This is a genomic window from Candidatus Nomurabacteria bacterium, from assembly GCA_023898665.1.
Classification (GTDB): domain Bacteria; phylum Patescibacteriota; class Saccharimonadia; order Saccharimonadales; family HK-STAS-PATE-42; genus HK-STAS-PATE-42.
This window is the reverse complement of record CP060233.1, coordinates 467,472-491,461: the sequence shown is the minus strand read 5'-3', so window position 1 is coordinate 491,461 and position 23,990 is coordinate 467,472. Positions and strand designations below refer to the sequence as shown.

The 23,990-nt window shown below is 36.3% G+C and carries 26 protein-coding genes; 21 read left to right on the top strand and 5 right to left on the bottom strand.

All coding sequences use genetic code 11. The annotated features are described in order from the left end of the window. The first annotated feature begins 626 nt into the window (after positions 1-626). The 3 genes from H6799_02750 (at position 627) to H6799_02740 (ending at position 2,319) form a co-directional block, all read left to right on the top strand. Entirely contained in the window at positions 627-860 is a 234-nt protein-coding gene (locus tag H6799_02750) for a cytochrome B5 (GenBank protein USN97848.1), read from the top strand. A gap of 20 nt (positions 861-880) precedes the next feature. Continuing rightward, positions 881-1,537 carry a hypothetical protein gene (locus H6799_02745; GenBank protein ID USN97270.1) on the top strand — a complete coding sequence of 219 codons (657 nt, stop codon included), beginning with the start codon at positions 881-883 and terminating at the stop codon, positions 1,535-1,537. Between the two features lie 77 nt (positions 1,538-1,614). Beyond that, on the top strand, positions 1,615-2,319 hold the full coding sequence (locus H6799_02740) for a hypothetical protein (GenBank protein USN97269.1): 705 nt from the start codon (positions 1,615-1,617) through the stop codon (positions 2,317-2,319). On the opposite strand, the gene typA is transcribed toward H6799_02740, so the two are convergent. Together typA and H6799_02730 are read right to left on the bottom strand one after the other, a co-directional pair. Then, positions 2,320-4,131 carry a translational GTPase TypA gene (typA, locus tag H6799_02735; GenBank protein ID USN97268.1) on the bottom strand — a complete coding sequence of 604 codons (1,812 nt, stop codon included), beginning with the start codon at positions 4,129-4,131 and terminating at the stop codon, positions 2,320-2,322. Between the two features lie 70 nt (positions 4,132-4,201). After that, positions 4,202-4,774: a hypothetical protein gene (locus H6799_02730; protein USN97267.1), complete on the bottom strand. Its 573-nt coding sequence runs from the start codon at positions 4,772-4,774 to the stop codon at positions 4,202-4,204. Between the two features lie 89 nt (positions 4,775-4,863). Here H6799_02730 and H6799_02725 point away from each other — a divergent pair, with 89 nt between their 5' ends. The 6 genes from H6799_02725 to H6799_02700 all read left to right on the top strand — a co-directional run bounded on the left by H6799_02725 (position 4,864) and on the right by H6799_02700 (position 9,441). Next, entirely contained in the window at positions 4,864-6,273 is a 1,410-nt protein-coding gene (locus tag H6799_02725; protein USN97266.1) for a glutamate--tRNA ligase, read from the top strand. 42 nt (positions 6,274-6,315) lie between these two features. Beyond that, positions 6,316-6,543: a hypothetical protein gene (locus H6799_02720; protein USN97265.1), complete on the top strand. Its 228-nt coding sequence runs from the start codon at positions 6,316-6,318 to the stop codon at positions 6,541-6,543. Between the two features lie 287 nt (positions 6,544-6,830). Beyond that, entirely contained in the window at positions 6,831-7,262 is a 432-nt protein-coding gene (locus H6799_02715; protein ID USN97264.1) for a 50S ribosomal protein L11, read from the top strand. 6 nt (positions 7,263-7,268) lie between these two features. Further along, the gene (locus tag H6799_02710; GenBank protein ID USN97263.1) at positions 7,269-7,547 is read left to right on the top strand and encodes a hypothetical protein; all 279 of its coding nucleotides are present in this window, start codon (positions 7,269-7,271) and stop codon (positions 7,545-7,547) included. Between the two features lie 98 nt (positions 7,548-7,645). Continuing rightward, positions 7,646-8,605 (top strand): 50S ribosomal protein L1, encoded by a 960-nt coding sequence (gene rplA, locus H6799_02705; protein ID USN97262.1) that lies wholly within the window; start codon positions 7,646-7,648, stop codon positions 8,603-8,605. Positions 8,606-8,634: 29 nt separating this feature from the next. Then, positions 8,635-9,441 carry a hypothetical protein gene (locus H6799_02700; protein USN97261.1) on the top strand — a complete coding sequence of 269 codons (807 nt, stop codon included), beginning with the start codon at positions 8,635-8,637 and terminating at the stop codon, positions 9,439-9,441. Between the two features lie 4 nt (positions 9,442-9,445). Here H6799_02700 and H6799_02695 read toward each other — a convergent pair whose 3' ends face one another. Together H6799_02695 and ruvC are read right to left on the bottom strand one after the other, a co-directional pair. Further along, the gene (locus tag H6799_02695) at positions 9,446-9,994 is read right to left on the bottom strand and encodes a hypothetical protein (GenBank protein USN97260.1); all 549 of its coding nucleotides are present in this window, start codon (positions 9,992-9,994) and stop codon (positions 9,446-9,448) included. A 23-nt stretch (positions 9,995-10,017) separates the two neighbouring features. Then, on the bottom strand, positions 10,018-10,515 hold the full coding sequence (gene ruvC / locus H6799_02690) for a crossover junction endodeoxyribonuclease RuvC (protein ID USN97259.1): 498 nt from the start codon (positions 10,513-10,515) through the stop codon (positions 10,018-10,020). 60 nt (positions 10,516-10,575) lie between these two features. On the opposite strand from ruvC, the gene H6799_02685 reads away from it, so the two are divergent. From H6799_02685 to H6799_02675, 3 genes are all read left to right on the top strand, one after another. Then, complete coding sequence (locus H6799_02685) at positions 10,576-11,508, top strand: YidC/Oxa1 family membrane protein insertase (GenBank protein ID USN97258.1); 933 nt, start codon at positions 10,576-10,578, stop codon at positions 11,506-11,508. 70 nt (positions 11,509-11,578) lie between these two features. After that, positions 11,579-11,836, top strand: a complete 258-nt coding sequence (locus H6799_02680; protein USN97257.1) for a hypothetical protein — start codon at positions 11,579-11,581, stop codon at positions 11,834-11,836. A 202-nt stretch (positions 11,837-12,038) separates the two neighbouring features. Further along, positions 12,039-12,944, top strand: coding sequence for a class II fructose-bisphosphate aldolase (locus H6799_02675; GenBank protein ID USN97256.1), 906 nt, complete (start codon positions 12,039-12,041; stop codon positions 12,942-12,944). Here H6799_02675 and H6799_02670 read toward each other — a convergent pair. After that, a complete protein-coding gene (locus H6799_02670) occupies positions 12,941-13,342 on the bottom strand; it encodes a hypothetical protein (protein ID USN97255.1) in 402 nt (133 codons plus the stop codon). The genes H6799_02675 and H6799_02670 overlap by 4 nt on opposite strands. A 62-nt stretch (positions 13,343-13,404) precedes the next feature. On the opposite strand from H6799_02670, the gene sbcB reads away from it, so the two are divergent. The 9 genes from sbcB to H6799_02625 all read left to right on the top strand — a co-directional run bounded on the left by sbcB (position 13,405) and on the right by H6799_02625 (position 23,964). Then, complete coding sequence (gene sbcB, locus H6799_02665; protein USN97254.1) at positions 13,405-14,838, top strand: exodeoxyribonuclease I; 1,434 nt, start codon at positions 13,405-13,407, stop codon at positions 14,836-14,838. Positions 14,839-14,893: 55 nt separating this feature from the next. Next, on the top strand, positions 14,894-15,508 hold the full coding sequence (locus H6799_02660; protein USN97253.1) for a LemA family protein: 615 nt from the start codon (positions 14,894-14,896) through the stop codon (positions 15,506-15,508). Positions 15,509-15,553: 45 nt separating this feature from the next. Further along, positions 15,554-16,486 carry a TPM domain-containing protein gene (locus H6799_02655; GenBank protein ID USN97252.1) on the top strand — a complete coding sequence of 311 codons (933 nt, stop codon included), beginning with the start codon at positions 15,554-15,556 and terminating at the stop codon, positions 16,484-16,486. Between the two features lie 10 nt (positions 16,487-16,496). Continuing rightward, on the top strand, positions 16,497-16,973 hold the full coding sequence (locus H6799_02650; protein ID USN97251.1) for a hypothetical protein: 477 nt from the start codon (positions 16,497-16,499) through the stop codon (positions 16,971-16,973). A gap of 39 nt (positions 16,974-17,012) precedes the next feature. Continuing rightward, positions 17,013-17,579 carry a hypothetical protein gene (locus tag H6799_02645; GenBank protein USN97250.1) on the top strand — a complete coding sequence of 189 codons (567 nt, stop codon included), beginning with the start codon at positions 17,013-17,015 and terminating at the stop codon, positions 17,577-17,579. A 93-nt stretch (positions 17,580-17,672) separates the two neighbouring features. Beyond that, a complete protein-coding gene (gene nusA, locus H6799_02640; GenBank protein USN97249.1) occupies positions 17,673-18,746 on the top strand; it encodes a transcription termination/antitermination protein NusA in 1,074 nt (357 codons plus the stop codon). Between the two features lie 49 nt (positions 18,747-18,795). Continuing rightward, a complete protein-coding gene (locus tag H6799_02635; GenBank protein USN97248.1) occupies positions 18,796-19,446 on the top strand; it encodes a thioredoxin domain-containing protein in 651 nt (216 codons plus the stop codon). A 48-nt stretch (positions 19,447-19,494) separates the two neighbouring features. Further along, on the top strand, positions 19,495-22,224 hold the full coding sequence (locus H6799_02630) for a M1 family metallopeptidase (protein USN97247.1): 2,730 nt from the start codon (positions 19,495-19,497) through the stop codon (positions 22,222-22,224). 534 nt (positions 22,225-22,758) lie between these two features. Further along, the gene (locus tag H6799_02625; GenBank protein ID USN97246.1) at positions 22,759-23,964 is read left to right on the top strand and encodes a DUF348 domain-containing protein; all 1,206 of its coding nucleotides are present in this window, start codon (positions 22,759-22,761) and stop codon (positions 23,962-23,964) included. Positions 23,965-23,990 lie beyond the last annotated feature (26 nt).

Here is a 23,990-nt window from a genome sequence, read left to right as displayed (position 1 = left end):
TAGCTTTTGGATTTATGTGGGTACACTATCTCTCAGGTTTTTTAAAAACAAACTTTGATCCGAACTTAGATACATCTAAAACATTTAAAATTTCTCAAAGATTTGTTCTGCTAGCAATTATTGCTCACCCAATAGGTATTATTTTACACCTTAATAATCTAGGTTTGGGTAATCCTCCCTCAAGCCTAAAGAATTATGCCGGCACTTTAGGCTACTTATTTATTTCTTTAGGTACTATATCTCTTTTTATATTCTTATCATTTGAACTAAAAAAATATTTAAAATCTAAACCAAAAGTTTGGAATACAGTTCTTAAGCTTAACGATTTAGCCATGCTACTAATAATTGCTCATGGATTTAAATTAGGTTTTGTAATCAACTCAGAACATTTTAAGTACGTATGGCTACTATATGGGCTAAGCTTATTGTTTTTCTATTACGACAAATACGTTAATAAAAAACAACTTACCAAATATATAGAAGTTTTTATTATCAGCTTAGTATTTGCGGGAATGTTATTTATTAGCTTTGCAATATCTCGTCAAAGCAGGGTTAAAAACGATGCTGCGCTCGATAATCACGTAAGTTCAAGTAATATAACCCAAAGTTCATCATCAAACGAAAGAATAACTCTAGAGCAGTTAAATAAAAGTAATGGATTGAATGGGAATAAGTGTCTAGTCGCTGTAGACGGAAATGTATATGATGCCAGCAGCAATGAGCAGTGGAGAAACGGCGAGCATGGACCGTCTGGCGGACAAGCTAAATGTGGTGAAGACTTAAGTTCTCTTATTAATCAATCACCGCATGGTAAAAGAGTCTTGAATAAACTACCGGTAATTGGAATACTAAATACTTAAAAAATTGAGATTAAAGACTTATGAGGATAGTAGTACCCACAATCACCGCACTTGGTGTCCACGATTTTACAACTCAAACAGATTTAATTTCCAGTATTTCTGATTACGCTCATTTAGATTTAGCAAGCAGTGACTTCTCAGGCTCTACTAATCTAGTAGATTTCAGAAATACATATCTTGATCCTGTTTTAACTTACTCAGTACATGTTATGTATCAGAAACCTCTAGATGTCATTAAGTTTCTTTTAAACTTAACTCATCCTCCAAAATTGATTATTTTGCAAGTAGAATCAGATGATAGTAATCTCATAGAATCAATTAAGCTAATTAAAGATTCTTCTTGCTCTTTAGGTATTGCACTTCTCAAAAAGTCAGATCCAAAAGATTTCTCTCAACTAATATTACTTGCTGATCAAGCGTTGATTTTTTCTGGCAACCTTGGCGAGTACGGAGGAACCGCAGATTTAAATCTAATTTCTAAAATAAAAGAAATTAAGAACATTAAGTCTAATATAGAAATAGCATGGGATGGCGGAATCAATAAAGATAATATTGAAGATCTAGCAAAAGCAGGCATTGATGTATTTTATGTTGGTGGTTCTATACATAAATCATCAGATCCATATCAAGAGCTCCAAAATTTACAAAACCTTGTAGATCAAACAACTAGTAGCTAATAGTCTTAGTAACATATTAGATCTAGTGCTATAGTCTTTGTTAGAAGTATTTAAAAATCAAAAGTAGGGTAGAAGAAATGGCAAAAGGCCCCGATGGTCCAAGTGGAGGTTATCCCAATTTTATTGATCCTGGTGGTCCAGTAGGCAGCGATATAATAGCTGTGCTACCTGGCGAAGAAGATAATAGGCTAAAAACTGTAATAGACGAAACAGCAACGCCTTTACCGGTGGAAGATCCCGACAGACTTTTTGATCTTTCTGTTGGTGTAGTAGAAAAGAGCCAAGCATTTGCCCGCGAAGCTACTCAAAGGTGCCTCCATGAGATAACACAGGCCCCGCACAGGTTTTACGAAGGTAATATTAACCTTGCCAGCATTATAACTAATGTAAGGAAGCTAGCCAGGCTTGCAGTTACTGAGAATGAAAAAGCTTATGGAGTATCTGAATGTAAGAGGTCATGTATACTAGCTGAGCTAGGTAAGTGTCCATTAGCTATGTTAGATTTTGAGATATCAGAACCAGCATTTGCCGAACTAATAGGCATACAGATACGATCCAAGAGCTCTCCTAAAAAAGAGCCAGCAGGGGTGACTGCATTTAAGCTCTTTTCTAATAAATCATTTAGTGTACGTCCACCGGGGATGCCCGCACCTAAAGAAGAGCAAATTCAGGAGGCATCTGCTTCCAAACACATTTTCGATTGGTGGTCAAAATACCGACCAAAAAAAGTTCGTCAACAAGGCCCTGCTATTACTTCAGAACAATCAACTCTGCAGCTGTAACTATTTCTTATTCTTCTTGCGTTCGTTGGCATTTAAGAAGCGTTTTCGTAGTCTTAAGTTTTTGGGAGTGACTTCTAGTAATTCGTCGTCCTCTAAAAAGTCTAAACTCTCCTCTAGACTTAAAATAGTAGCTGGAGTTAGCTGAACAGTGCCGTCAGAACTCGATGATCGGATATTTGTTAAATGCTTTTCTTTACAGATATTAACTTCCATATCTTCTTTACGTAAATTCAAGCCGATGATCTGTCCCATGTAAACTTTTTCTGTTGGCTTAATAAAGACAGTTCCACGCTCCTGGGCATTTTCTAAAGAATAAGGTGTGGCTACGCCAGTCTCAAAGCTAATAAGAGCACCATTTCGAGTTTGAGGGATATTACCTCCAAGAGGCTGATATCCAATTGTCAAACTACTCATTACGGCGTTACCTTTTGTAGCAGTCAACATTAAACCTCTCAAGCCAATCAAAGCCCTTGTAGGAATTTGGTAAACAAGCCTAACTCCTCTTAGGTTAACTTCTTGAGATTGCAATTGAGCACGCCTAGCACCAAGCTCAGTTTGTACTGCACCAACAAACTCTTGAGGAACTTCAATTGTTAATTCTTCAAGTGGCTCCATAACTTTTCCGTCAACTTCTTTTGTAACAACTTGAGGGCGTCCAACTTCGAGCTCAAACCCTTCTCGTCTTAAGTCTTCAATCAGTACACTTAGATGTAGTTCGCCGCGACCTGAGACAATAAATCCAATACCATCGTCTTTAACTCTTAGACTTACATTTGTCTCAAGCTCTCTTTTGAGTCTGTCTCCAATTTGTCTAGAAGTCGTGAACTCACCCTCTTGTCCCTTAAGCGGAGATGTATTTGGACCCAAGTACATCTTTAAAGTTGGTGCTTCTACTTCTAAAATAGGTAATGCTTCTGGCCTAGATTCGTCACAGACTGTTTCGCCAATCTCTGCTTTTTCAGCACCGGTAAAAGCGACTAGATCTCCGGCAGGTACCTCATTTGCTTCTTCTTTCCCTAGGCCTTTAAAAGTGAATAGATCCACCACTTTAAACTTAACTTGGAGTCCATCTTTCTTCATTAAAACCATTTGTTGGTTTTTCTTAATTCCACCCCTACCAAGTTTACCAACGGTATATTTACCTTTAAAATTATCCCACTCTAAGCTTGTTATTAGCAGTTGAGTTGGGCCATCTTCAACTTTAGGGGCCGGAATCTTCTCAACAATCGCTTTAAATATGCAAGACAAATCTCCAGGAGCACTTGGATCTGTTGGCAATTTTTCCCAAGCTTTTGCATCCCGTCCGATTGCATAATATATAGGGTAATGTAGTTGATCTTCATCTGTAGCGAGTTCTAAGAACAAATCAGCAAGCTCATCTTCAACTTCTGCAATTCTAGAACCTTCCTTATCAATCTTATTAATAATAACTATTGGCTTAAGTCCGGCAGCAAGTGCTTTGCCAAGTACAAACTTTGTTTGGGGCATTGGTCCTTCTTGGGCGTCGACCACTAGAAGACAACCATCTGCCATACCTAGAGTTCTTTCCACCTCACCGCCAAAGTCAGCGTGTCCAGGAGTGTCAATGATATTGAATTTATAGTCCTCATGATTTATTGCCGTAATCTTAGCTGTGATAGTTATTCCACGCTCTTTTTCTTGAGCAAGTTTATCCATGATTAAGCTTTGGCTCATTTCCGACTGATTATCTCGGAATGTATTTGATTGTTTTAAAAGTCCATCTACGAGAGTTGTTTTTCCGTGATCGACGTGAGCGATAATCGCCAGATTTCTAATTTTTGTTGTTTCCATATGTTTTGAGAGTTAAATTGAGATTAAAAAAGCCAGTAGAGTAATTTACCACTGGCAAAGTTAAACAATATTATAACACAGTTCTTAGTGTCTGTTCTAACTTGGCCGAGGCTATCTCCTTGAGTTCTTCCATAGTACGTCCATTTGCGACATGATCGAGTAATAAATCAGCATCCGTTAAGGCTATTCTGTGAATCTCAATTTCACCATCACGATCCAAAACCTCTATCTGCTCAACTGGGTTGCTCTCTCTTAAGTAAGCTGCTTTTGCAGTCAATTCTTCAATCTCGCCATTGTTTCTTAAATATGCCTCATACCTTTCAGCATAGCTCCTTCTGTTTTCTACCTCAGGACCTAGGCCTATATGTACAAATTCTCCAAAACTGCTTGCACCAAGCCAGTGGGATGAGATAAGGCCAGTGAGCCCGTAATAAACACTATGTCTAACTGTTAAGAGGGGGTATGTATGCGGTTTCAAGGCTTGTATTATTAAAACCCCTGCAATACAGTTAGCACGCTTAGCCCCATCATGAGGGTTTAGCGCTTCGAATGGATTTGATGTGGCTCTACAAAGGCTCTGACTTGGACAAACTAAAGCTGCTCTTTTTGCTAGGGCAAGTCCATCCTTACTTACATGTCTCATAAATTTTTTTCTAAGTGAAACATCTTACTATAAAAGACTAAGTATAACTAGTCAAGTATAGTACAGCTCTGCTATAATTAATCTTCAAGATGTCAGAAAAAGTAGTTGTTCGTTTTTGTCCTAGCCCAACCGGTCCCATACATATTGGCTCCGTTAGGACAGGTCTATTTGTGTGGTTGATAGCCAAGCAGAATAAAGGCAAGTTCATCTTACGTATTGAAGATACAGACAAAAAAAGAGAAATCGAGGGTGGGGTACAAATTATCAAAGACACACTCCAAGCAGTTAATTTAGACTGGGATGAATTTGCTCTTCAATCAGAGAATAAAGAAGTCCACAAAAAGTATGGCCAAATGCTTTATGAAAAAGGCTTAGCATACGCTGATAATGTTACCCCAGAAGAAGTAGCAGATTGGCGCAACGATGCCCAGAGTAAAAAAAAGCCGTTTTTATACAGAGATTACATTACTACAGATAGAATCGTACCTTGGGAGTATGGAAAAAATGCACTAAGACTTAAGTCAAATCCGAAAAAATATACTTGGCATGATGAAGTGAGGGGTGACCTCTCATCAGGTCCTGAATCGATAGACGACTTAGTTCTAATAAAAGCCGATGGATTATCCACTTATAACTTCTGCCACATAGTTGATGACTATGAGATGGGTGTAACACACATATTTAGGGCGGATGAGTTTATATCATCAACACCAAAATATCTAAATATTTATGAGGCTCTGGAGATCGAACATCCAAAATTTGTGACTCTAGCACCTATAATGGCTGAAAACGGTAAAAAAAAGCTCGGGAAACGTGATGGAGCTAAAGACGTTCTAGAATACCTTCAAGATGGAGTCCTAGTAGAGGGTCTTCTTAATTTTTTAGCACTACTCGGCTGGAATCCTGGTAAAGGAAGTAAACAAGAGATTTTTTCTATTGAGGAACTAATTAAAGAGTTTTCAATTGATGGTATAGGCAAATCAGGAGCAAACTACGACATAAAAAGACTAGAGTGGATCAACGGTCATCATATAAGGATGAAAACAGTGGATGAATTATATGAACTTTCTGAAGACTTCTGGTCAGAATCTGCTAACAACTCCAATGAAAAATATAAAAAGCAAGTCTTAACCTTAATCCAAGAAAGACTTAAATTCTTAAAAGAGATCCCAGAACTTACTAACTTCTTTTTTGAAGAACCAAACTTAACTAAAGAACAACTTATGGATGTAAAAAATCTAGAAGATGATTTTGCAAAAGAGCTTTTAGAATCCACATTAGATACACTGCAAAACTCTAGTTTCGGAGTAGAGGATATCCAAGCTAAACTTAATGGGCTCTTAGAGGTACACCAAACCAAACCAGGAATTCTCTTTGCTTTAATTCGTAACGCAGTTAGCGGATCTCGAGTCACTCCTGGGATAGCAGATATGTTAAGTGTTTTAGGCAAAGATAGAGTTACTAAAAGAATAAACAATTCTCTAAAAGTTATGGCTTAAGCTTGCACTAAGTTATACGGAGTATTATTATTTTGATCAAAGATGACTACAAGAATTAGGAAAGCATTTGAATTAAGTTTTATACAACGTGCTGCGTTACCAGCAGGAATAGTTATTGGTGCACTTGGAGGCTATTCTCTCGAGGCATTTTTTGGCAAATCAGTTTCTGAAAGTTTATTATCTGGAGCCCTATTAGGTGGATTTGGTGGGGTGGCGGGCTTTGTAGCAAGACTAGAAGACTACGATGAAGAGACCCCAAGAATACAATAGGGTAGAAAGAAGAGATTTAGCAATTACTTCAAGTGTCGCTGGATTTTGTGTAGGCTATGCATACTCTACTGTATTTTTTGAAGCCTCTTCAAGTGTCGCTTTAAAAATTGGCGCTCTATGTACGCTAGCATTACCGTTATTTACAGATATAGTCAGGAACCACTATTCTTAGATGTACAATATATGCTATAATAATCTCTGTTACAAAGATTATATAAGAATTTGGACAATTCTAAATAAATCTTAAATCGCTTCTTAAATAGATTAAGTTTAATTAAATTAATAATATGGCAGTTGCAAAACAAATAGTAGCTAATCTAAAAATGCGAGTACCAGCTGGTGGTGCAACAGCAGGGCCTCCAGTAGGGGCAGTTATGGGTCAATACGGGCTTAACTCAATGGATTTTGTAAATGCATTTAACTCAGAAACTGCAGACCTACGTGGTAATGACGTAATTGTAAAACTAGTAGTTTTTGATGACAGAACTTTTGAGTTTAGAGTGTCAGGAGTACCAACTGACGATTTAATAATCAAAGCTCTTGGAATTAAAAAAGGTTCAGGAAAGCCACACATGGAAAAAGTAGGAAAGCTAACCCAAGCTCAACTAACAGAAATTGCCGAAGCTAAACTTAAGTTTACAAACGGAAACGATGTTGAAGCGGTTAAAAAGCAAGTTGCCGGGACTGCTCGCTCAATGGGCGTCGAAGTAGAAGACTAGAGCTCCATGGAAGACATAAAAAGTGCGCTTGGCTCCCTTAGCAGTAACGCTGAAAGAGCTCTTAGGGGGCCAGTAGATCTTGCGCAAACATTGCCTGATGAGCTTATACGCAGTGTAGGCGATACTGTTTCTAGGATAAAAGAGAACGACTTTCTTACAATATCAATATTCGGCGAAGCCGTTACTCCTGCTCAAGCATTGGTTAGGACTGCTGTCTTTTGTGCTTGCTGGGGATTCTCACTGGCTACAAAGCAGCTTGAATCTACAGATACAAAAAGCAAGTAGTATCTGCTATAATAACGGATACAAATTAACTTAAATATGTGGGAGATTAGAGATTATATCTAATCGTTTGCACCACTGAAAGGAACATCTAAGGAATTATGGCTAAGAAGTCAGAACTAATAGAACAGGCAAGAAAGCTTGGGCTAGAAGTAATAGAAAAAAACACAGTTGCAGAGATAGAAGATGCAATAAAAAGTGCCCAAGAGTTTAGCGCAGAAGAAAAATCTGAGCAAAAAGTAGCAAAAGCAGGTAAGCGTTCCGCCAAAGCTATAAAAGAAGCTGAAGAAAAAGCTGCTAAAGATGAAAGAAAAGAAAAAATCGCTTCTGGAGAAGAAGTAGTTTTAAAAAAAGGTCCAAAACCAATTACACGATCTAAACTAGAAAGACGATCTAACAAATATAAAGAAGTACAAAAATTAATAGATCCTGATAAAAACTACACAGTTAAAGATGCTGTTGGGCTTTTACCAAAACTAAGTACTTCTAAATTTGAAGGATCTGCTGAGTTACATATTAAGCTTGGGGTAGATCCAAAGCATGCTGACCAAAATATCAGAGGAACAGTGATTCTGCCACATGGCACAGGAAAAACAAAAACTATTGCTGTATTCGCTCCAGCAGATTTACATAAAGCAGCCAAAGATGCCGGTGCAGATATAGTTGGAGAGGAAACACTTCTTGAACAATTAGATAAAGAAACTGTAAATTTTGAAGTTCTTATCTCAACTCCACAATTAATGGCAAAATTAAGCAAATACGCACGTCTGCTTGGCCCAAAAGGTCTAATGCCAAACCCAAAAACTGGAACAGTTGCTTCTGACGTTTCTAAAGCTGTTAAAGAAGCTAAGGCCGGTAAGGTAGAATACCGTGTAGATAAACAAGGGATTGTGCATTTAGGAGTTGGTAAATTAAGTTTCACTTCTGAAAAACTTGTTGAAAATGCCCAAACGGTTATAAAAGCCGTAAAAGAATCTAAGCCTGCTGGAATCAAGGGTGAATACATTCAAACTGTTACTTTAGCCCCAACCATGGGCCCTGGAGTTAAACTTGAAAAATAATCCATATTTAATCGGGTGGGACCGATTCTATGGAAGAGTTATCACAAATCAGTATTGAAACTGAGCTTTCCAGAAGAGGAATTGGTCCTTCGGATGCTAACTATACTAAAATCATCCAGTATGCTGGAGCTTCGAATTTCTTAAAAGCCCAATGCGAGGCAAAAACTGTAGTTTCAGTTACCGATACTACATTTTCTTTACTTTTAAGTACATTAGTAAGTGCAGTTTATATAGACCATGCGACAGAGGCCGACAAGGATCGTCCTCATTGGGACACATTCAGACCAATATTATTTGACGGACTTCCTCTATTTGGCACAGATGGCACTGGATTTTGGTCTACGCTTCCAAATGACTTAGTGGAAGTGCTCTGCGATGACATAGAATCAATCGGAGGTGAGCAAAGAGAGAGACTGAGGTTTTGCTGGGATGCAATGCTCCACTCTATGTACGAGCAGAGATCTGCTGTGACTTTGGGAGCTAATATATCAGACATTATTGGCACAAGAGTTTTAGAAGCTGTATGTATGGCTGATTTACTCTGTTCAATTCTGATTGAAGACGAAAAAGAATATTGTGTTCCATTTTTTGTAGATTGGCTGTCGCTACAAATGTCTGCGGGTAACTTAATGGACGCAGTAATGGATTACAAAGAAGACTTGAAGTCGGGACACAGAAAGCTAAGCTTAGTAGAACGATCAACTTATCTAGTTACGGCGTTAGGTATGAGCTTTAAATATCTTACTCACCCCATGACAACTAAAGCTGACAGAGCATCTATGCTAAAAAAGTTTAATGCTGGTTTTGGAGCAATCATTAATTCAAATTTTTCTTAACCAACTACATCTTTCTCATTTTTTCTACAATTTCGTTTAGCCTAGACTTAAACGAGAGGGCAGCAGCATCGTAACCAAGTATTTTTAAAGCTCCAGTTAAAACGTAGAGATTATCCAAGGCTACATTATCGAGTTCGTCTTCTACTGACATAAATTTTTTTTCTACTTCTTCTACTAGCCATTTTTCATAAGTTTTTAAACTAGCTGCTTTTTGCTTTTCTATTTCTATAACAGCTTTAGGGGCTTTAGCTTTTTCTGTAAGACTTAAGCTTCGAGCTCCCCTTTCTTTTTTTTGTAAATAACCTAGATGAACCAAGGCATCAACATGTAAGCTCACAGCAGAAAGAGTAGAGTAGCCACATCCTGCCATAATTTCTCGATAGCTAGGCCCATAACCATGCTGATTAATGAATTGAGCTATAAAAGTTAAAACTTGATGCTCTGACCTTGTAGGAGTCTTTCTCTTACTTGCGACTTTTTGTGCTGACTGTTTTTGGCCAGATATTCCTCTAAGGTTATTTCTCTCATGATTTTGAGTTGATGATGTTGCCATATATAGCTAATAGTCTAGCTCGTTTATAAAGAACTTGCCACATTTAAGTTGTCTATACTCATCGCATGGCAAATCGCTGCAGCTATAGCATCAGCACAGTCGTCTTGCTTAATAGGATTTTTTAACTGAAGTATTGTTTGGACCATTGCCTGTACCTGATCTTTTTTTGCCTTACCATAACCTGTTAATGCTTGTTTAATCTGCTGAGGTGTGTATTCTGCAATTATAAGATTATGTTGTTGAGCAACTAAAAGTACAACACCTCTGGCGTGACTAACACTAATTGCAGTTTTTACATTTTGAGAAAAAAATAGTTTTTCCACACTAATCTGTTCAGGATTATTAAGCTTAATAATGTCAATCAATTCTTTATAAATTGTTTCTAACCTCTCTGGCAATTCTTGATTAACTGGAGTTTTTATAACACCAGCATCAAGTAGGTGATATTTATTCCCGGGCTTAACCTCTATTACTCCAAAGCCTACAATACCAGTCCCTGGATCAATCCCTAAAATCTTCATAACTTAACTTTAACATTTTTATAAAGAACATTTTTTTGGTATAATTCTCTTTAAATAAATATGTGGAATACACTTTTTGTTGAGCCTGTTCTCAACCTACTGATTCTAATACAAAGCTTTATGCCTGGCAATGACTTAGGCTTGGCTATTCTGGTCTTTACTATTTTAGTAAGAATATTGATGTGGCCACTTATTAAAAAGCAAATACATCAAACAAGAATAATGCAAAAAGTTACCCCAGAGATTAATGCAATTAGAAAAAAAGCTAAAGGTTCAAAAGATAGAGCAACAATCGAAAGAGTCAATAAAGAAACTATGGCTGTGTATAAAAAGCATGGTATAAGTCCGTTCTCATCAATCGGTACCCTAGTTATTCAGCTTCCTCTATTTATAGCAATTTATTCGGCTGTCAAAGTTGCGTTTGAAGGCTCCGCTAACTTGTCCAATATGCTTTATTCTTCTGTCAAAAATCTATCTTATGTGGAAGATGTATTGAATGGGAGCTCAAAAGCGGTTACAACTTTTGCAGATTGGGCAGATTTAGCTTTAAAGCCTTTTGCAAATAACAAAGTCTATGTTCCAGTTTTAATAATAGCCTTGGTTTCAATAGTTTTACAGTATTTCCAAGTTAAACAGACTATGCCAAAAAATAAGAAGAATAACATTGAAGATCCAAATGAAAAACTTGCAAATGCCACACCATACATTATGGTTGTTTTGTTTGGTTGGATTTCTTTAAGCGTTGCGGGAGCAATTAGCTTTTATCTAGGCGCAGGAGCTTTAGTTGCAATCTTCCAGCAGTATTATTTAATGGACATAGAGAAAAAAGAGGCTATTCTTGAGGAGTCAAAAAAACCAGTCATCAAAGTAACAACTAATGCAGAAGAAGTTAAAAAACAAAAATCTAATAAGCTTCAGAGGGCTCAAAAAAATACTAAACCAAAAAAGAAAGCACCTTCAAGAAAGAAGTCTAGTAAAAATAAAAAGAAGTAACTATAATTACTTAAAGCGAAACTTCTGATTTCCTATCATTTTTTCCGAAAGGCGGCACAAATCTTAAACAATGAAAGCAGAAGAACCTGCTTATATAGTTCAATATGAGCTCATAAGATTCGTTAAAAATCTTGTGGGCTTTTTTGATCAAAGTGTTAATGTAAAAATATCAACAAATAGTAATGCCGTAGTCATTGAAATTATTGCACATATCAACGATCAAATACACTTTAAAAAATTAATCTGTTGGTGGATATCACAGAAAGAATACTATCAAAATAAGACAATAAATATAACAATAAAGGATAAAGTTCTGTTAGATCCATAGCATGAACAAGACTAAAATATTAATATGGATGAGAAAAGCTTGCCACAACACTTAATAAAGCTTACCTACGTCATGAATCTATAATTTCGTAAAAGTTTGCACCGAGTAACTATACTAGCTTAAAAAATTGGAGATTTTTAAGGCTTATCTGTTAAACTTAAGCATATAAATTAAATCTGATAGTGGTAAAGATTTTTAACCCGTGGCAAGCATTAAAGAAATTAGAGAATCAACTTCAAAAGCACGCCAATTATTACTCCGTGCTCATCAGCAAAGGTTTGCTGTAGGAGCTTTTAACATCGACTCTCAAGATATTCTAGTTGCAATTCTTCGTGCAGCCAAGGAGCTTAAGGCACCTGTTATCATCAACTTAAGTGAGTCAGAAGCTGAAGAGATTGGCTTACAAAATGCCCGGGACTTAGTTGATAACTACAAAGAAGAATGGGGAGTTGAAGCATACTTAAATTTAGATCATGGCCCGTCTGTCAAACTTGCTAAAGAAGCAATAGATTTAGGCTTCGAGTTTGTACACATAGACATTTCTCAGTCCGATCATGGAGCTTCACTTGATGAAATAATTCAAAAAACAAAACAAGTCACCGAGTATGCTCGCTTTACTGGAGCAATTGTCGAAAGCGAAATGCATTATTTTGCAGGAAGTTCAAATCTCCATGATGAAGATGTGGATTATGAAGAAGTAAAAAAGACATTCTCTGATCCGAAAACTTCTTTGGAATTTGTTCATAATACTGATATTGATATATTTGCCGCATCAGTAGGAAATTTGCATGGAAGTTATAAAGTACCAAAACAGTTAGACTTAAAACTTCTAGAATCTATATGCAATGCTGTACCCTGCTCAGTTAGCCTGCATGGGGGCTCTGGTACACCTCTATTTTACTTTGAAGAAGCTGCGAAAATTGGAGTTTCTAAAATAAACATCAATACGGATATAAGAGTTGCTCACAGGCGAGCCTTAGAAGAAGCACTGAAGAATCATCCAGATGAATATTCTGTCATGAAGTTGATGAAATCAGTAGAAGAAGCAACTCAGAAAGTAGTAGAAGAAAAAATCAAAGCTTTCGGCTCAGCCGGCAAAGCAGTTTAATTCTCTACTTGAACTGTAGCTTCAGGCTCGTAATTAATTGCTGGGTTATCAAATACTTCAGGTCTTAAAACTGAATACATATACACATCCTCTTCACCACCTTTTCTTTTATGATCTAGAGTATTTTCTATCATTTTAAGTGTAGTATACGCACAACAAGCACTCAATCCAAAAAAAGCTATAGCTGTAAAAGTACGGTGATGTTCTATCCCCCACGCTAGAGCAGAATCAGGTCTTACACTTGCGATTTCTGTAGAATTCTGATCATTAAGTACACTCCATCCTATTGATCCATTATAAACGGAAGTCAACCCCGCAAGAAGAGAGAAAGAATATGTTAAGAACTTTTTTACTTTGGGTGCCTCGCTTGCCTTACTCCTAATTTTTTTATCTTTCATCAAGAATATTATAATACCTATGTTTAATCAAATTATCAAATCAAATGGTATAGTATTTATATATGAATTTTCTGTTTTATGACCTTGAGACTTCTGGATTGCACCACGGAGCCCATCGCCCACTACAATTTGCAGCTGTACTTACAGACCAAAATCTAAAAGAGATAAAAAGAGTAAACTGGATAATTAAGTTAAGTCCCGAAATCTTACCTCTTCCGGAAGCAACTTTAGTTACTGGTATAAGCCCGCAGTCCACTCAAAGTGGACTGAGCGAACCAGAATTTTTAAAAAAGTTACATGAAGAGTTGTTACTACCAGATACCGTAGTTACTGGTTATAATACTATAGTTTTTGATGATGAGGTCATGAGGTATACCTTGTGGAGGAACTTTTATGATCCATACGAGTGGCAATGGAAAGATGGACGTTCAAGATGGGACGTTATTACACTAGTAAGAATGACTAGAGCTTTGAGGCCAGAGGGTATAAATTGGCCATTTAAGGTTGATGGTACACCAACAAATGTTCTTGGAGAAGTTGCAAAAGTTAACAATTTAGCTCATATAAATGCTCATGATGCCTTAAGCGACGTCGAGGTAACTTTGGATATTGCTAGATTAATAAAACAGAAAGCCCCTAAATTGTTTGATTTTTTGCTCAACTTAAAAGATAAAAAAATAGTTGAAAGTTATTTAGACCTTGAGGCTCCCAAACCAATAGTGCACACAACTTCTCGATTTCCAAGCGAGAATTTGCAAACTAGTGTAATTTATCCTTTATGTCCAACTCCAGGTAGAGCAGGTGGAGTCTTAGTCTATGATCTTCGTCATGATCCAACAGAGTTTTTAAACCTCTCACCAGCCCAATTAAAAAGACTTACCTATACAAAGCGGAATAACTTAGGACAATATGAAGAAGCTAGATTGCCTGTAAAAATGGTTCAATTTAACAAATGCCCTGCTATTGCTCCACTAGAAGTATTAACTCCTCCTGCTCAAAAAAGAATTAACTTATCTCAACAGCAAATTAATGATAATTTAAAAAAATTAAAAAAGGGTCTCCCAGCTTTTGCCCAAAAAGTGTATCAGGCATATAAACCAGAAGATGGTAAATTCCCACCAAAAGAAGATCCTGATCTACAACTTTATGACGGATTTTTACCAGATGTTGATAGAAACCAAATATCAGCAGTAAGGTCAGCTCGAGAAAAAGATTTAAAATCTTCTAACTTTGCTTTCCAGGATCCAAGGTTATCAAAATTATTTACCTTGTATAAAGCACGTAATTTTCCCGACTCGCTTAGTGAAGCTGAGAAGCTTGAGTATATAGAGTACAAAAATAACAAATTAATTAATGGATCTGCAGGGACACCATCTTTAGAAGTGTATTTAAATAATTTAGATAGATTATCAAAGTCCAAACTATCCAAGAAAAAACTGCAACTTATTGATGATCTTAAAGAATGGGCAAAATTAGCTCAGAGCGACAAAATATAAGTTAATTGTATATACTAATATTAAAATTAAGCTTAATTTTATTAGGAGAGTTTTTATGGTTAAAGTTAAAGGAAAAGAACTTAATAAGAAACAAACGACATGGGGAATAATAGCATTAGTCTTAGTGGTTATACTGCTATGGGTTGTAGCAGGATATAACAGCTTAGTTAGTGCAGATCAAAAAGTAGAAAGCAGTTTTTCTACAGTAGACACTCAGTATCAAAGAAGGGCTGATCTAATTCCAAATCTTGTCAACACAGTAAAAGGTGCAGCAGATTTTGAGCAGGAGACTTTAACAAAAGTTGTTGAAGCACGCTCTAAAGCAACTCAAATTACAATTGACCCAACAAAAGCCACTCCACAGCAACTTCAAGACTATCAAAACGCTCAAGGAGAATTAAGCCAAGCCCTCGGAAGACTCCTTGCAGTAGCTGAAAGTTACCCGCAATTAACAGCAACAAAGAGCTTCCAAGATCTTCAAGTTCAGCTCGAAGGAACTGAAAATAGAATCCAAACTGCCCGCGTTGATTACAACAATACCCTGAGAGCCTATAACACTAAGGTTAAGAGATTCCCAACTGTAATTCTTGCTGGAGTCTTTAACTTTGATCAAAAGCCATACTTTGAGGCAGCTAATGGAGCAGAGAACACTCCTGTTGTGGAGTTCTAATAAACCAAATCTCTCTCTTGGGAGAGGTTGGGTGAGGGGTAAATTATGAATAGATTTAAGCTTAACTCATTAAAAGTTGTAGTCTTAGCTATTGTTTTTGTCTTCTTAGGTTTTGTGAATAGAACCTTTGCACTTGAGGTTCCAAAAGCTCCAAGTTCGGGGTATATTTTAGATGCAGCGAATATCCTATCCGACGAAGAGGAATTAAGCTTAAATAACCAAATTCAAACTTTGAAAAATGAAAGTTCAAATGAAATTGGTATTTTTACCTCTTCAGATTTAGAAGGTGAAGATCCTGCACAATTTTCCGTAGAAGTTGGTAGAGCTTGGGGAATAGGCACTAAAAAGTATAATAACGGAGTAATAATCATCGTTTCACTAACAAATCCTAAAAAAATATTTATCGGAACAGGAACTGGTCTTGAAGGTGCTTTACCAGATGCTTTGACAGGCCAAATCTCAAGAGACGAAATTGCGCCTAAGTTTAAAGAAAATAAGTTCTTTGAAGGTTTAACGGCAGGAGTTTCAGCAATATCTCAGGCAACTAAAGGAGAATATCAAGCCAAAGAGCAGCCAAAAAAACAGAATCCGGACCTTATCATCTTTGGAATCATTATTGTCCTAGTTATTATTCAGTTTCTTGCCAGTATTATGGCTAGCTCCAAGAGTTGGTGGTTAGGTGGGATCTTAGGCTTAATATTCTCTTCTATCGTCGCTGCAATCACCACTTCACTCTTAATCCTAATAATCTTAAGCTTTGTACTAATTCCACTAGGTTTAATAACAGATTATTTTTTATCAAAAAACTATAAAAAACATGCTGAGAGAAAAAAGAAAGATTCTAACTATATTATGCCTTGGTATTTCGGTGGAGGAGGTTCAGGAGGTTCTGGTTTCGGTGGAGGAGGCGGATTTAGTGGCGGGGGATTCTCGGGTGGAGGAGGCTTCGGAGGAGGTGGTGGAGGCTCCAGCTGGTAATATATAATATATGAAAAGACTTTGGTTCAAATCCTATTTAGAAGTAATCAGCAACTCTATTAACTCAAACTTGTTCAGATCATTTTTTGTAGAAGAAGATGGGGTAGAGAGGGATATCTTTAATGACGGAGAGCTTAGCTGTGCTTATTATGTCTCTTCAATACTTCTATTATTTGGTCAGCAAGAAAAACCTCATGCTACAGTTTCCTCTACAATAAAAGATATCGTAAACCATGGATGGAAAGAAGTGGATGATAAATCAAAGATATTAAGCGGCGATGTAATCATTTGGGAGGCAATAGAGTTTGATGAAGAACCTGGTATATTACACCCGCACATAGGCTTTTATGTTGGTGACAACAAGGCTGTTAGTATTAACTATAAATTAGGTTTCCCTCAGGAACACTCTGTTATGAGTGATAATAGAAAAATAGAGATAGTATACAGAGGGCAGGAGCAATTTGCCAAACTCCCTCAACCAAGCTAAACTTAATTATTAATATTAAACAAAATCCAAAACAAACATATGCAGAAATGGGATAAGAATCAAGAAACTCACATTGTTCGTTGGCTAAGAAGACGAACCTTAATATATATTGCAAACAACTCAGTTGGGAGCAAGATGTGGTCAAAGTCTTTTATTTTAGATTCTGACGGCAATGTTCATGACCTATACGAGGACGGTAATCTCTCCTGCGCATATCATATATCTACTACGCTTAAGATGTGTGAGCTCTGGAAGAATGAAGCGGTAGCAAATGTAAACTCTTTAGTTACGAAACTACCTCAAAACGGCTGGAGAGAAATCGCTGAGCCAAGACCAGGTGCATTAGTAATTTATGGTGAAAACAAGCTTCATAGAGCATGGGCGACTAAGCATGTGGGTATTATCATAAATGATAAGGAAGCCGTATCTAATGGCTCTAATGGTTCGCATATTATTGATAAGCATCCAATTGATTCACCGAGTAATGAAAAAAGAGAAATTCTTGGTTACTGGTGGCATGAAGATTTTGAAGATGATGATATTTTACATATGCAAGAAGATGTTTTCACTAGAACTGAAACTCCTGTTCATAAGTTTGATAAGTAAACTTAGATTTGCTATAATCTATAATTAACAGAAGTCTTGCCGAGCTAGTTGAGCCCGGCATTTTCATTTCTAAAGAAAGGAATAAAAATTAATATGAAAAGCTTAAAATTAGACCAGCTATCTGAGGCTATTAAGTCTTTAGCTCAAGAGCGCAACGTGCCAGAAGAAACAGTATTTACAGCTGTAGAAAACGCTTTTGCGGCAGCTTGGAGAAGAGATAAAGGAGAGCGCGGTCAAAACGTATCCGCAAAATTTAACATCAATAATGGTGAACTTGAAATCTTTGTTAATTATGAAGTCGTTGATGAAGTAGAGGATGAGTTAACTCAGCTTACTCTTGAAGGTGCTAAAAAGGTAGATAAAAATGCATCTATAGGAAGTAGCGTAAAAGAAGCTCAAGAAGTTCCAGAAGACTTCGGAAGAATAGCCGCTCAAACTGCCAAACAAGCGATTATACAGAGCTTGAAAGAGTCAGAGAGTAAAATAATGGTTGATGAATATAAAGACCGAGTTGGTACTGTAATCGCGGCAAGTATTCAAAGAGTTGAATCTCGTTTTGTAAGAGTAGACTTAGGCCGAGCCAGCGCTCTAATGCCAAAAGAGGAACAAGTTCCTGGTGAACGATATAACATGGGTGAAAGACTCAAGTTTTATATTAAAGAAATCGATGATGAGGGCAGAATCCCAACTATGATCGTATCTCGTGCATGCCCTGAACTTGTAATTGAATTATTTAAACAAGAGGTTCCAGAAATATCTGATGGGGCGGTTCAGATTAAAGGAATTGCTCGTGCTGCTGGTTTAAGAACAAAAGTAGCTGTCTTTACAGATATTCCAGGAGTTGACGCAGCAGGTACTTTGATAGGCGGTCATGGAGTTCGTGTTAAAGCAGTTAATGCAGAAATTGGAGATAACGAACGCTTAGATATAGTCGAGTGGGCTGAAGATCCTTCAGAATATATAATAAGAGCCCTTTCTCCTGCAAAAATTGACAGAATAGAGCTAGATGAATCAAACAAAACTGCTCAAGTTTATGTTTCTGAAGAAGAAGTTAGAATAGCAATCGGTCGAGGAGGAGCTAACGTCAGGTTAGCCGGAGAGCTTACAGGATACGAGATTGATATCATCAAACCAGAAAATACTGAAAAGAGTCCTGAGCAAAACTAAAGAAATAACCAGTAACAGACTGGTTTATTTCTTGTGTTAAACTATAAATATGAATAAAAAATTTTGGATAATATTTGTAGTTTTAGTATTAGCAGTTTTTGGATATGCAATTTACTCCAGCAAAAAAAATGATAGCACCACAAGAAAAATCGCAGACCCATCTTTAGTACAACCGGATGATCATGTAAGGGGCAAGACAGATTCCAAGGTATACCTAATAACCTATGGAGATTATGAGTGTCCTGCATGTAACGCATGGGAACCTGAGCTATTAAAAATAAAAGAAGAATATAACGACCGGGTGGCTTTTATATTCAGAAATTTCCCTCTTACAGATAAGCACATTAACGCATTTGCAGCAGCAAGGGCGGCTGAGGCTGCATCCCTTCAGGGTAAGTTCTGGGACATGCATGACTTATTGTATGCACGATGGAGTGAATGGAGAGGCGATAATAAAAGCGCTCAAGGTAAATTTGAAAACTATGCTGATGAACTAGGGCTAGATATGGCTAAGTTCAAATCAAGCTATGAATCTGAAGGTGTTGCTGACAGAATAAACAGTGATCTATTATCAGCTTCTAAGATCGGAGCTCAAGGAACCCCTACGTTTTTACTAAATGGTAAAATAATCGAACCAGGTGGTGTTACAGAAGGAAAGGCTAAGATTCGACAATTGCTAGACGAAGAGCTCGCTAATTAATAAGCAGCGATTAAAGTCTACTATTCAAAGAACCTTTAAAGATCATCCATGCCCAGTAGTAAAAGATTAATATCTCAGTTTAATCCTGATAACTACCACTTAGAATTAGACTTAGACAAGAAAAATAAAAGATTTTCAGGCAAACTTATTATTAATGGCTATAAAAAGCATAAGCCTTCGTATAGGTTTACCTTTAATCAACTAGGCCTGAAAGTTACTTCTGCTAGAATAGTTTTTAATGACAAGAAAATAAAAAAAGAAATTGAAGTAACTAGAATTGTTCACCATAAAAAATTACAGGAATTAAGACTACACACAAAAGAACAAGTTAAATCGGGTAAATATGCCATTGAATTAGAATACTCTGGCAAAGTTAGTACAAAAGGGACTAACGGTTTTTATACAAGTTCTTGGCTTGATAAAAAGAGTAATCAGAAAGAAATATTAACCACTCAGTTTGAACCACACTATGCAAGGCAACTTCTCCCATGTATTGATGAGCCCGAAGCTAAAGCATTTTTTAACCTTCAGTTAAACTTAATAAACTCTTCAACTAATGAGGTCACTCTATTTAATACACCAATTAAAAGCTCTAGTCATAACAATGGACTAAGAACTGTTAGGTTTAATACTACACCTAAAATGAGCACGTATTTGCTCGCCTTAATTGTTGGAGAACTTAAGTCAAAAGAGAATAAAGTTGATAATACTTTAGTAAGAGTTTTTACTACTCCAGATAAGGTTAGTTCAGTAGATTTCGCACTTGAATTTGCCTCTAAAAGTTTAAAATTTTTAGAAGAAAAATTTGGTATGTCATATCCATTAGAAAAATTAGATCTTGTTGCTGTTCCTGACTTTGATGCAGGAGGTATGGAAAACTGGGGTTTGTTGACATTTAGAGAAGACTTACTACTATTTGATAAAGATAGCTCCACGCTTGCTGATAAACAAATGATAGCCCTTATAATAGCTCATGAAGTTGCTCATCAATGGTTCGGCAATTTAGTAACAATGAAGTGGTGGGACGAATTATGGTTAAAGGAAGGCTTTGCAAACTTTATTGAATACTACACTGTCGATAATTTATATCCAGAATGGAATATCTTAGAACAATATTTAATTACAGAAAAGAATTATGCAATTAGAATGGACTCTTTACTTAGCTCACGTCCAATAGTTAATAAAGTCAAAGCACCGCACCATGCTGTCGATGCTTTTGACTCAATAGCATATGAAAAGTCAGGGAGTGTGATCAGAATGCTATTCAGTATATTAAGAGAGGAAAATTTTTTGAAAGGTCTTAAAGATTATTTTGAAAAATATAAATTTAGTTCAGCTACATCAAAAGATTTATTATTATGTTGGCAAAGGTATACAAGTGTTGACTTAATTAAGTTTACAGAAAAATGGTTAGTAGAGCCTGGTCTACCAAAAGTAGATCTCTCAGTCGGCAAGAACAGTAAACAAATTGTTCTTAGACAGTCCCAATTTTTATCAGAGGATGAAAAAAAAGATAGTTTAAAAAAAATACAGAATGACGCTCTTAAGCTTAAGCCTAATATTAAAAAGAAGCATAAAGAATACTATCTAAACAATTTATCAAACGATTTTAATAAACCCAATCAAAAGTTATGGTATATACCAATTAGCTTTGTCTATTCGGACCTAAATAAAAGTCAAGATGATTTTGTTATGCAAAATTATATCCATACAATTCAATTTCCAAAATATAGGAAACTTCCAATTAAACTAAACAAGCGAGGAGAATCATTTTATATCACAAGTTACCCTATAGAATTTCTAGCACCAATCACTAAGTCTGCTGAAAAAGGTAAACTTAATGAATTTGAAATGCTCAATATCTTAAGCGATATTATTGCATTAAATAAAGCCCAGCAGTTTAAACCTGGAACTGGTGCTATCTTGTCAACTATTAGCGCAATAAAGGGCAGCACTCTTAACACTCATTTCTGGAGTCTTTCTGGTGGATTCATTGCATCTCTCCATCATCACTTAAAACAAATAGGAAGAACCAGCTTATTAAATACTTACATAGATAAACTGATTAGTAAGCAAATTGAAGATGTTAAGTTTAGATCTTCTGAAAATGATAGCCCCAATACAATATCAGTTAGATTTGAGCTTTTATCACTAGCCAGTCTCTCTCAAAATAAAAAAATATCGGATCAACTCTACCAATTATTTGTTGATTCAAAAGGGTGTATAGAAGAAATTGAATCAGAAAAGAGACTATTAGTTTTATATATAGTCGCAAAGAATGGTAAGAAAAAAGATTACAATACACTCCTCTCCTCTTACATTAATAATATGAATAACCCAACTATCAGAGATGATCTTACATATGGACTATGCGTGTTTGAGGGGGAGCACTTTGTTAAAAGAAATTTAATGACCATGTTAGACGGTACTCTAGTAAAAGATCAGGACATACTTTCATGGCTATCACAATTATTGAGTTCTGACTTGGCATCTATTAAATATGTACTGAATTGGATCCTAAACGATAATGGATGGAATTGGCTTGAAACAAACTTAAGTCCGTTCGACAAATCGAGTGCAGTAAAAATAATAATCTCTACAGCGTTTAACAATAAAGATCTAGCTAAACTTAAAAAATTTTTTGTAGCCCTAAATAATAACCAAATTGAAAAAGCTCTAAATGAGTCACTTGATATAGCAAGATCACGCATATCATGGCACAAAAAAGAGTTACCTAATGCATTAAAATATCTCGAGGATAACAGTATTAACAGCTAAGCAAATTGTTTACATTGTAGCACCAGTATAAGGCGTGTAAATTATGCATCATTTTAAGGAAAATAGTTTGCTTTTTTAATATATATTCGTGTATAAATTATCAAGCAACCAACAAATTATAATGAAAATTATAATTTTTGTTCAGGCATCTATGTGAAGGTTTTGTGAGAGAAACGCTTTTATTAGATTAAGCTTAAGTATCCAATTTAGCCCTTGATTTGTTCGAGGACCAAATATACTAACAACGTTCGCTTTTTAATATCAGGAGGAAGATAGCCAAATAAAAGCAGAAGCTGAAGTTGAATACTTAAACTGAAAGTTAGACACCAAAGATTTTGATAGTTACCTGTGTGTATTAGACCAATAATTTGGCCTATTTAGGTAAAACTGCCACTTTTGAGAGAAATTTCTTTAATGATATACTTAACTACTATCAGATCTAGCAGATTAGGGTAGTAAACTAGAGTGTATAAAGAATTTCTAAACTCAATAAGTTTGGTAGCAAGACTAAAGAAGTTGGTGCAAAAACACCTTATGACGAGCATTTTTAGTATCCATAATCATCAGACAAAAGTTAAACAACACCCAATAAGACGAACATCATACTTAGTATTATTACTCCTTGCAGTGGCCCTACCATTAGGAAGTAGAAAAGTTTTTGCAACTGGTTTTGATACGACGGCTCAATTATATGTTGACGGACAGATCTTAAATATTGCCAGGAATTCAAAAACTGTTAAAGAAGTCATTGACGCAGCAGGAGTTAAACTAAGTGATAAAGATATTGTTGAGCCTGGTCTTGAAACTGAAATAAGTGATGGTTATAAAATTAATGTGTATAGATCGGTTCCAGTAACAATTAAAGATAAGGGCGCTCAAGTCGAAATCGAAACTGCGCAAAAAACTGCTGAAGGCATAACAAAAGAGGCTGGCATTATGCTTAATCCTGAGGATAATCACGAAATAGTCCCTTCTGACATATCTGCAGGAGATCTAAAACCTGGCCTTACATTAAAGGTTGACCGCGCAGATAAAGTTAATCTTAATCTATACGGCGCTGTAACCGAACAAAGAACTCAAAGTAAGACAGTAAAAGAGTTTTTAGAGGAAAAGTCATTAAGTCTACAAGAGGGAGATATATTATTGCAAAGTCCTGATCAGGCAATTACTGACGGGATTACTGTAGAAATAAAAAATGATAGCAGAGAAGTTCTAGTCTCCGATGAGGAAATTCCTATGCCAGAAGATCTAATTAAAGATGTAAATAAAGATACAGGTTATAGACAAGTACAATCTGCTGGTTACACTGGTCAAAAAAGAGTTACTTATGAAATCAAAAAAATAAATGGCAAAGAGATTTCTAGAACAGTTGTAAATGAAGAAGTTATTAAGCCAGCTCTTAAACAAACCACAATAGTCGGAGCAAGAAAGGTTGTAACCTCTAAAGTAAGTGGATCATCCAGAGACTGGTTAGCTGCTGCTAGTATACCAGAGAGTCAGTGGGGCTATGTAGATCATATTATCTCAAAAGAAAGCGGCTGGAATTACACCGCACGAAATCGAAGCTCAGGAGCGTATGGACTATGCCAAGCTTTACCAGGCTCAAAGATGGCCTCTGCAGGTTCAGATTGGCAAACTAATCCAGTTACACAATTAAGATGGTGCAATAGTTATGCAAACGCAAGATATGGCGGTTGGGCTGGTGCTTACAGTTTCTGGTTGGCAAAACGATGGTGGTAGACTTGATTTGTAGTCACTAAACAGTT

Bases quoted from the DNA above. Each gene is read 5' to 3' on its own strand.
- H6799_02660 (USN97253.1), top strand. From the start codon at position 14,894: ATGGTTAAAGTTAAAGGAAAAGAACTTAATAAGAAACAAACGACATGG.
- rplA (USN97262.1), top strand. From the start codon at position 7,646: ATGGCTAAGAAGTCAGAACTAATAGAACAGGCAAGAAAGCTTGGGCTA.
- H6799_02625 (USN97246.1), top strand. From the start codon at position 22,759: ATGACGAGCATTTTTAGTATCCATAATCATCAGACAAAAGTTAAACAA.
- H6799_02635 (USN97248.1), top strand. From the start codon at position 18,796: ATGAATAAAAAATTTTGGATAATATTTGTAGTTTTAGTATTAGCAGTT.
- H6799_02680 (USN97257.1), top strand. From the start codon at position 11,579: ATGAAAGCAGAAGAACCTGCTTATATAGTTCAATATGAGCTCATAAGA.
- H6799_02745 (USN97270.1), top strand. From the start codon at position 881: ATGAGGATAGTAGTACCCACAATCACCGCACTTGGTGTCCACGATTTT.
- H6799_02685 (USN97258.1), top strand. From the start codon at position 10,576: ATGTGGAATACACTTTTTGTTGAGCCTGTTCTCAACCTACTGATTCTA.
- H6799_02740 (USN97269.1), top strand. From the start codon at position 1,615: ATGGCAAAAGGCCCCGATGGTCCAAGTGGAGGTTATCCCAATTTTATT.
- sbcB (USN97254.1), top strand. From the start codon at position 13,405: ATGAATTTTCTGTTTTATGACCTTGAGACTTCTGGATTGCACCACGGA.
- H6799_02710 (USN97263.1), top strand. From the start codon at position 7,269: ATGGAAGACATAAAAAGTGCGCTTGGCTCCCTTAGCAGTAACGCTGAA.
- H6799_02670 (USN97255.1), bottom strand. From the start codon at position 13,342: ATGAAAGATAAAAAAATTAGGAGTAAGGCAAGCGAGGCACCCAAAGTA.
- H6799_02695 (USN97260.1), bottom strand. From the start codon at position 9,994: ATGGCAACATCATCAACTCAAAATCATGAGAGAAATAACCTTAGAGGA.
- ruvC (USN97259.1), bottom strand. From the start codon at position 10,515: ATGAAGATTTTAGGGATTGATCCAGGGACTGGTATTGTAGGCTTTGGA.
- H6799_02650 (USN97251.1), top strand. From the start codon at position 16,497: ATGAAAAGACTTTGGTTCAAATCCTATTTAGAAGTAATCAGCAACTCT.
- H6799_02630 (USN97247.1), top strand. From the start codon at position 19,495: ATGCCCAGTAGTAAAAGATTAATATCTCAGTTTAATCCTGATAACTAC.
- H6799_02720 (USN97265.1), top strand. From the start codon at position 6,316: ATGACTACAAGAATTAGGAAAGCATTTGAATTAAGTTTTATACAACGT.
- H6799_02715 (USN97264.1), top strand. From the start codon at position 6,831: ATGGCAGTTGCAAAACAAATAGTAGCTAATCTAAAAATGCGAGTACCA.
- nusA (USN97249.1), top strand. From the start codon at position 17,673: ATGAAAAGCTTAAAATTAGACCAGCTATCTGAGGCTATTAAGTCTTTA.
- typA (USN97268.1), bottom strand. From the start codon at position 4,131: ATGGAAACAACAAAAATTAGAAATCTGGCGATTATCGCTCACGTCGAT.
- H6799_02655 (USN97252.1), top strand. From the start codon at position 15,554: ATGAATAGATTTAAGCTTAACTCATTAAAAGTTGTAGTCTTAGCTATT.
- H6799_02645 (USN97250.1), top strand. From the start codon at position 17,013: ATGCAGAAATGGGATAAGAATCAAGAAACTCACATTGTTCGTTGGCTA.
- H6799_02725 (USN97266.1), top strand. From the start codon at position 4,864: ATGTCAGAAAAAGTAGTTGTTCGTTTTTGTCCTAGCCCAACCGGTCCC.
- H6799_02700 (USN97261.1), top strand. From the start codon at position 8,635: ATGGAAGAGTTATCACAAATCAGTATTGAAACTGAGCTTTCCAGAAGA.
- H6799_02730 (USN97267.1), bottom strand. From the start codon at position 4,774: ATGAGACATGTAAGTAAGGATGGACTTGCCCTAGCAAAAAGAGCAGCT.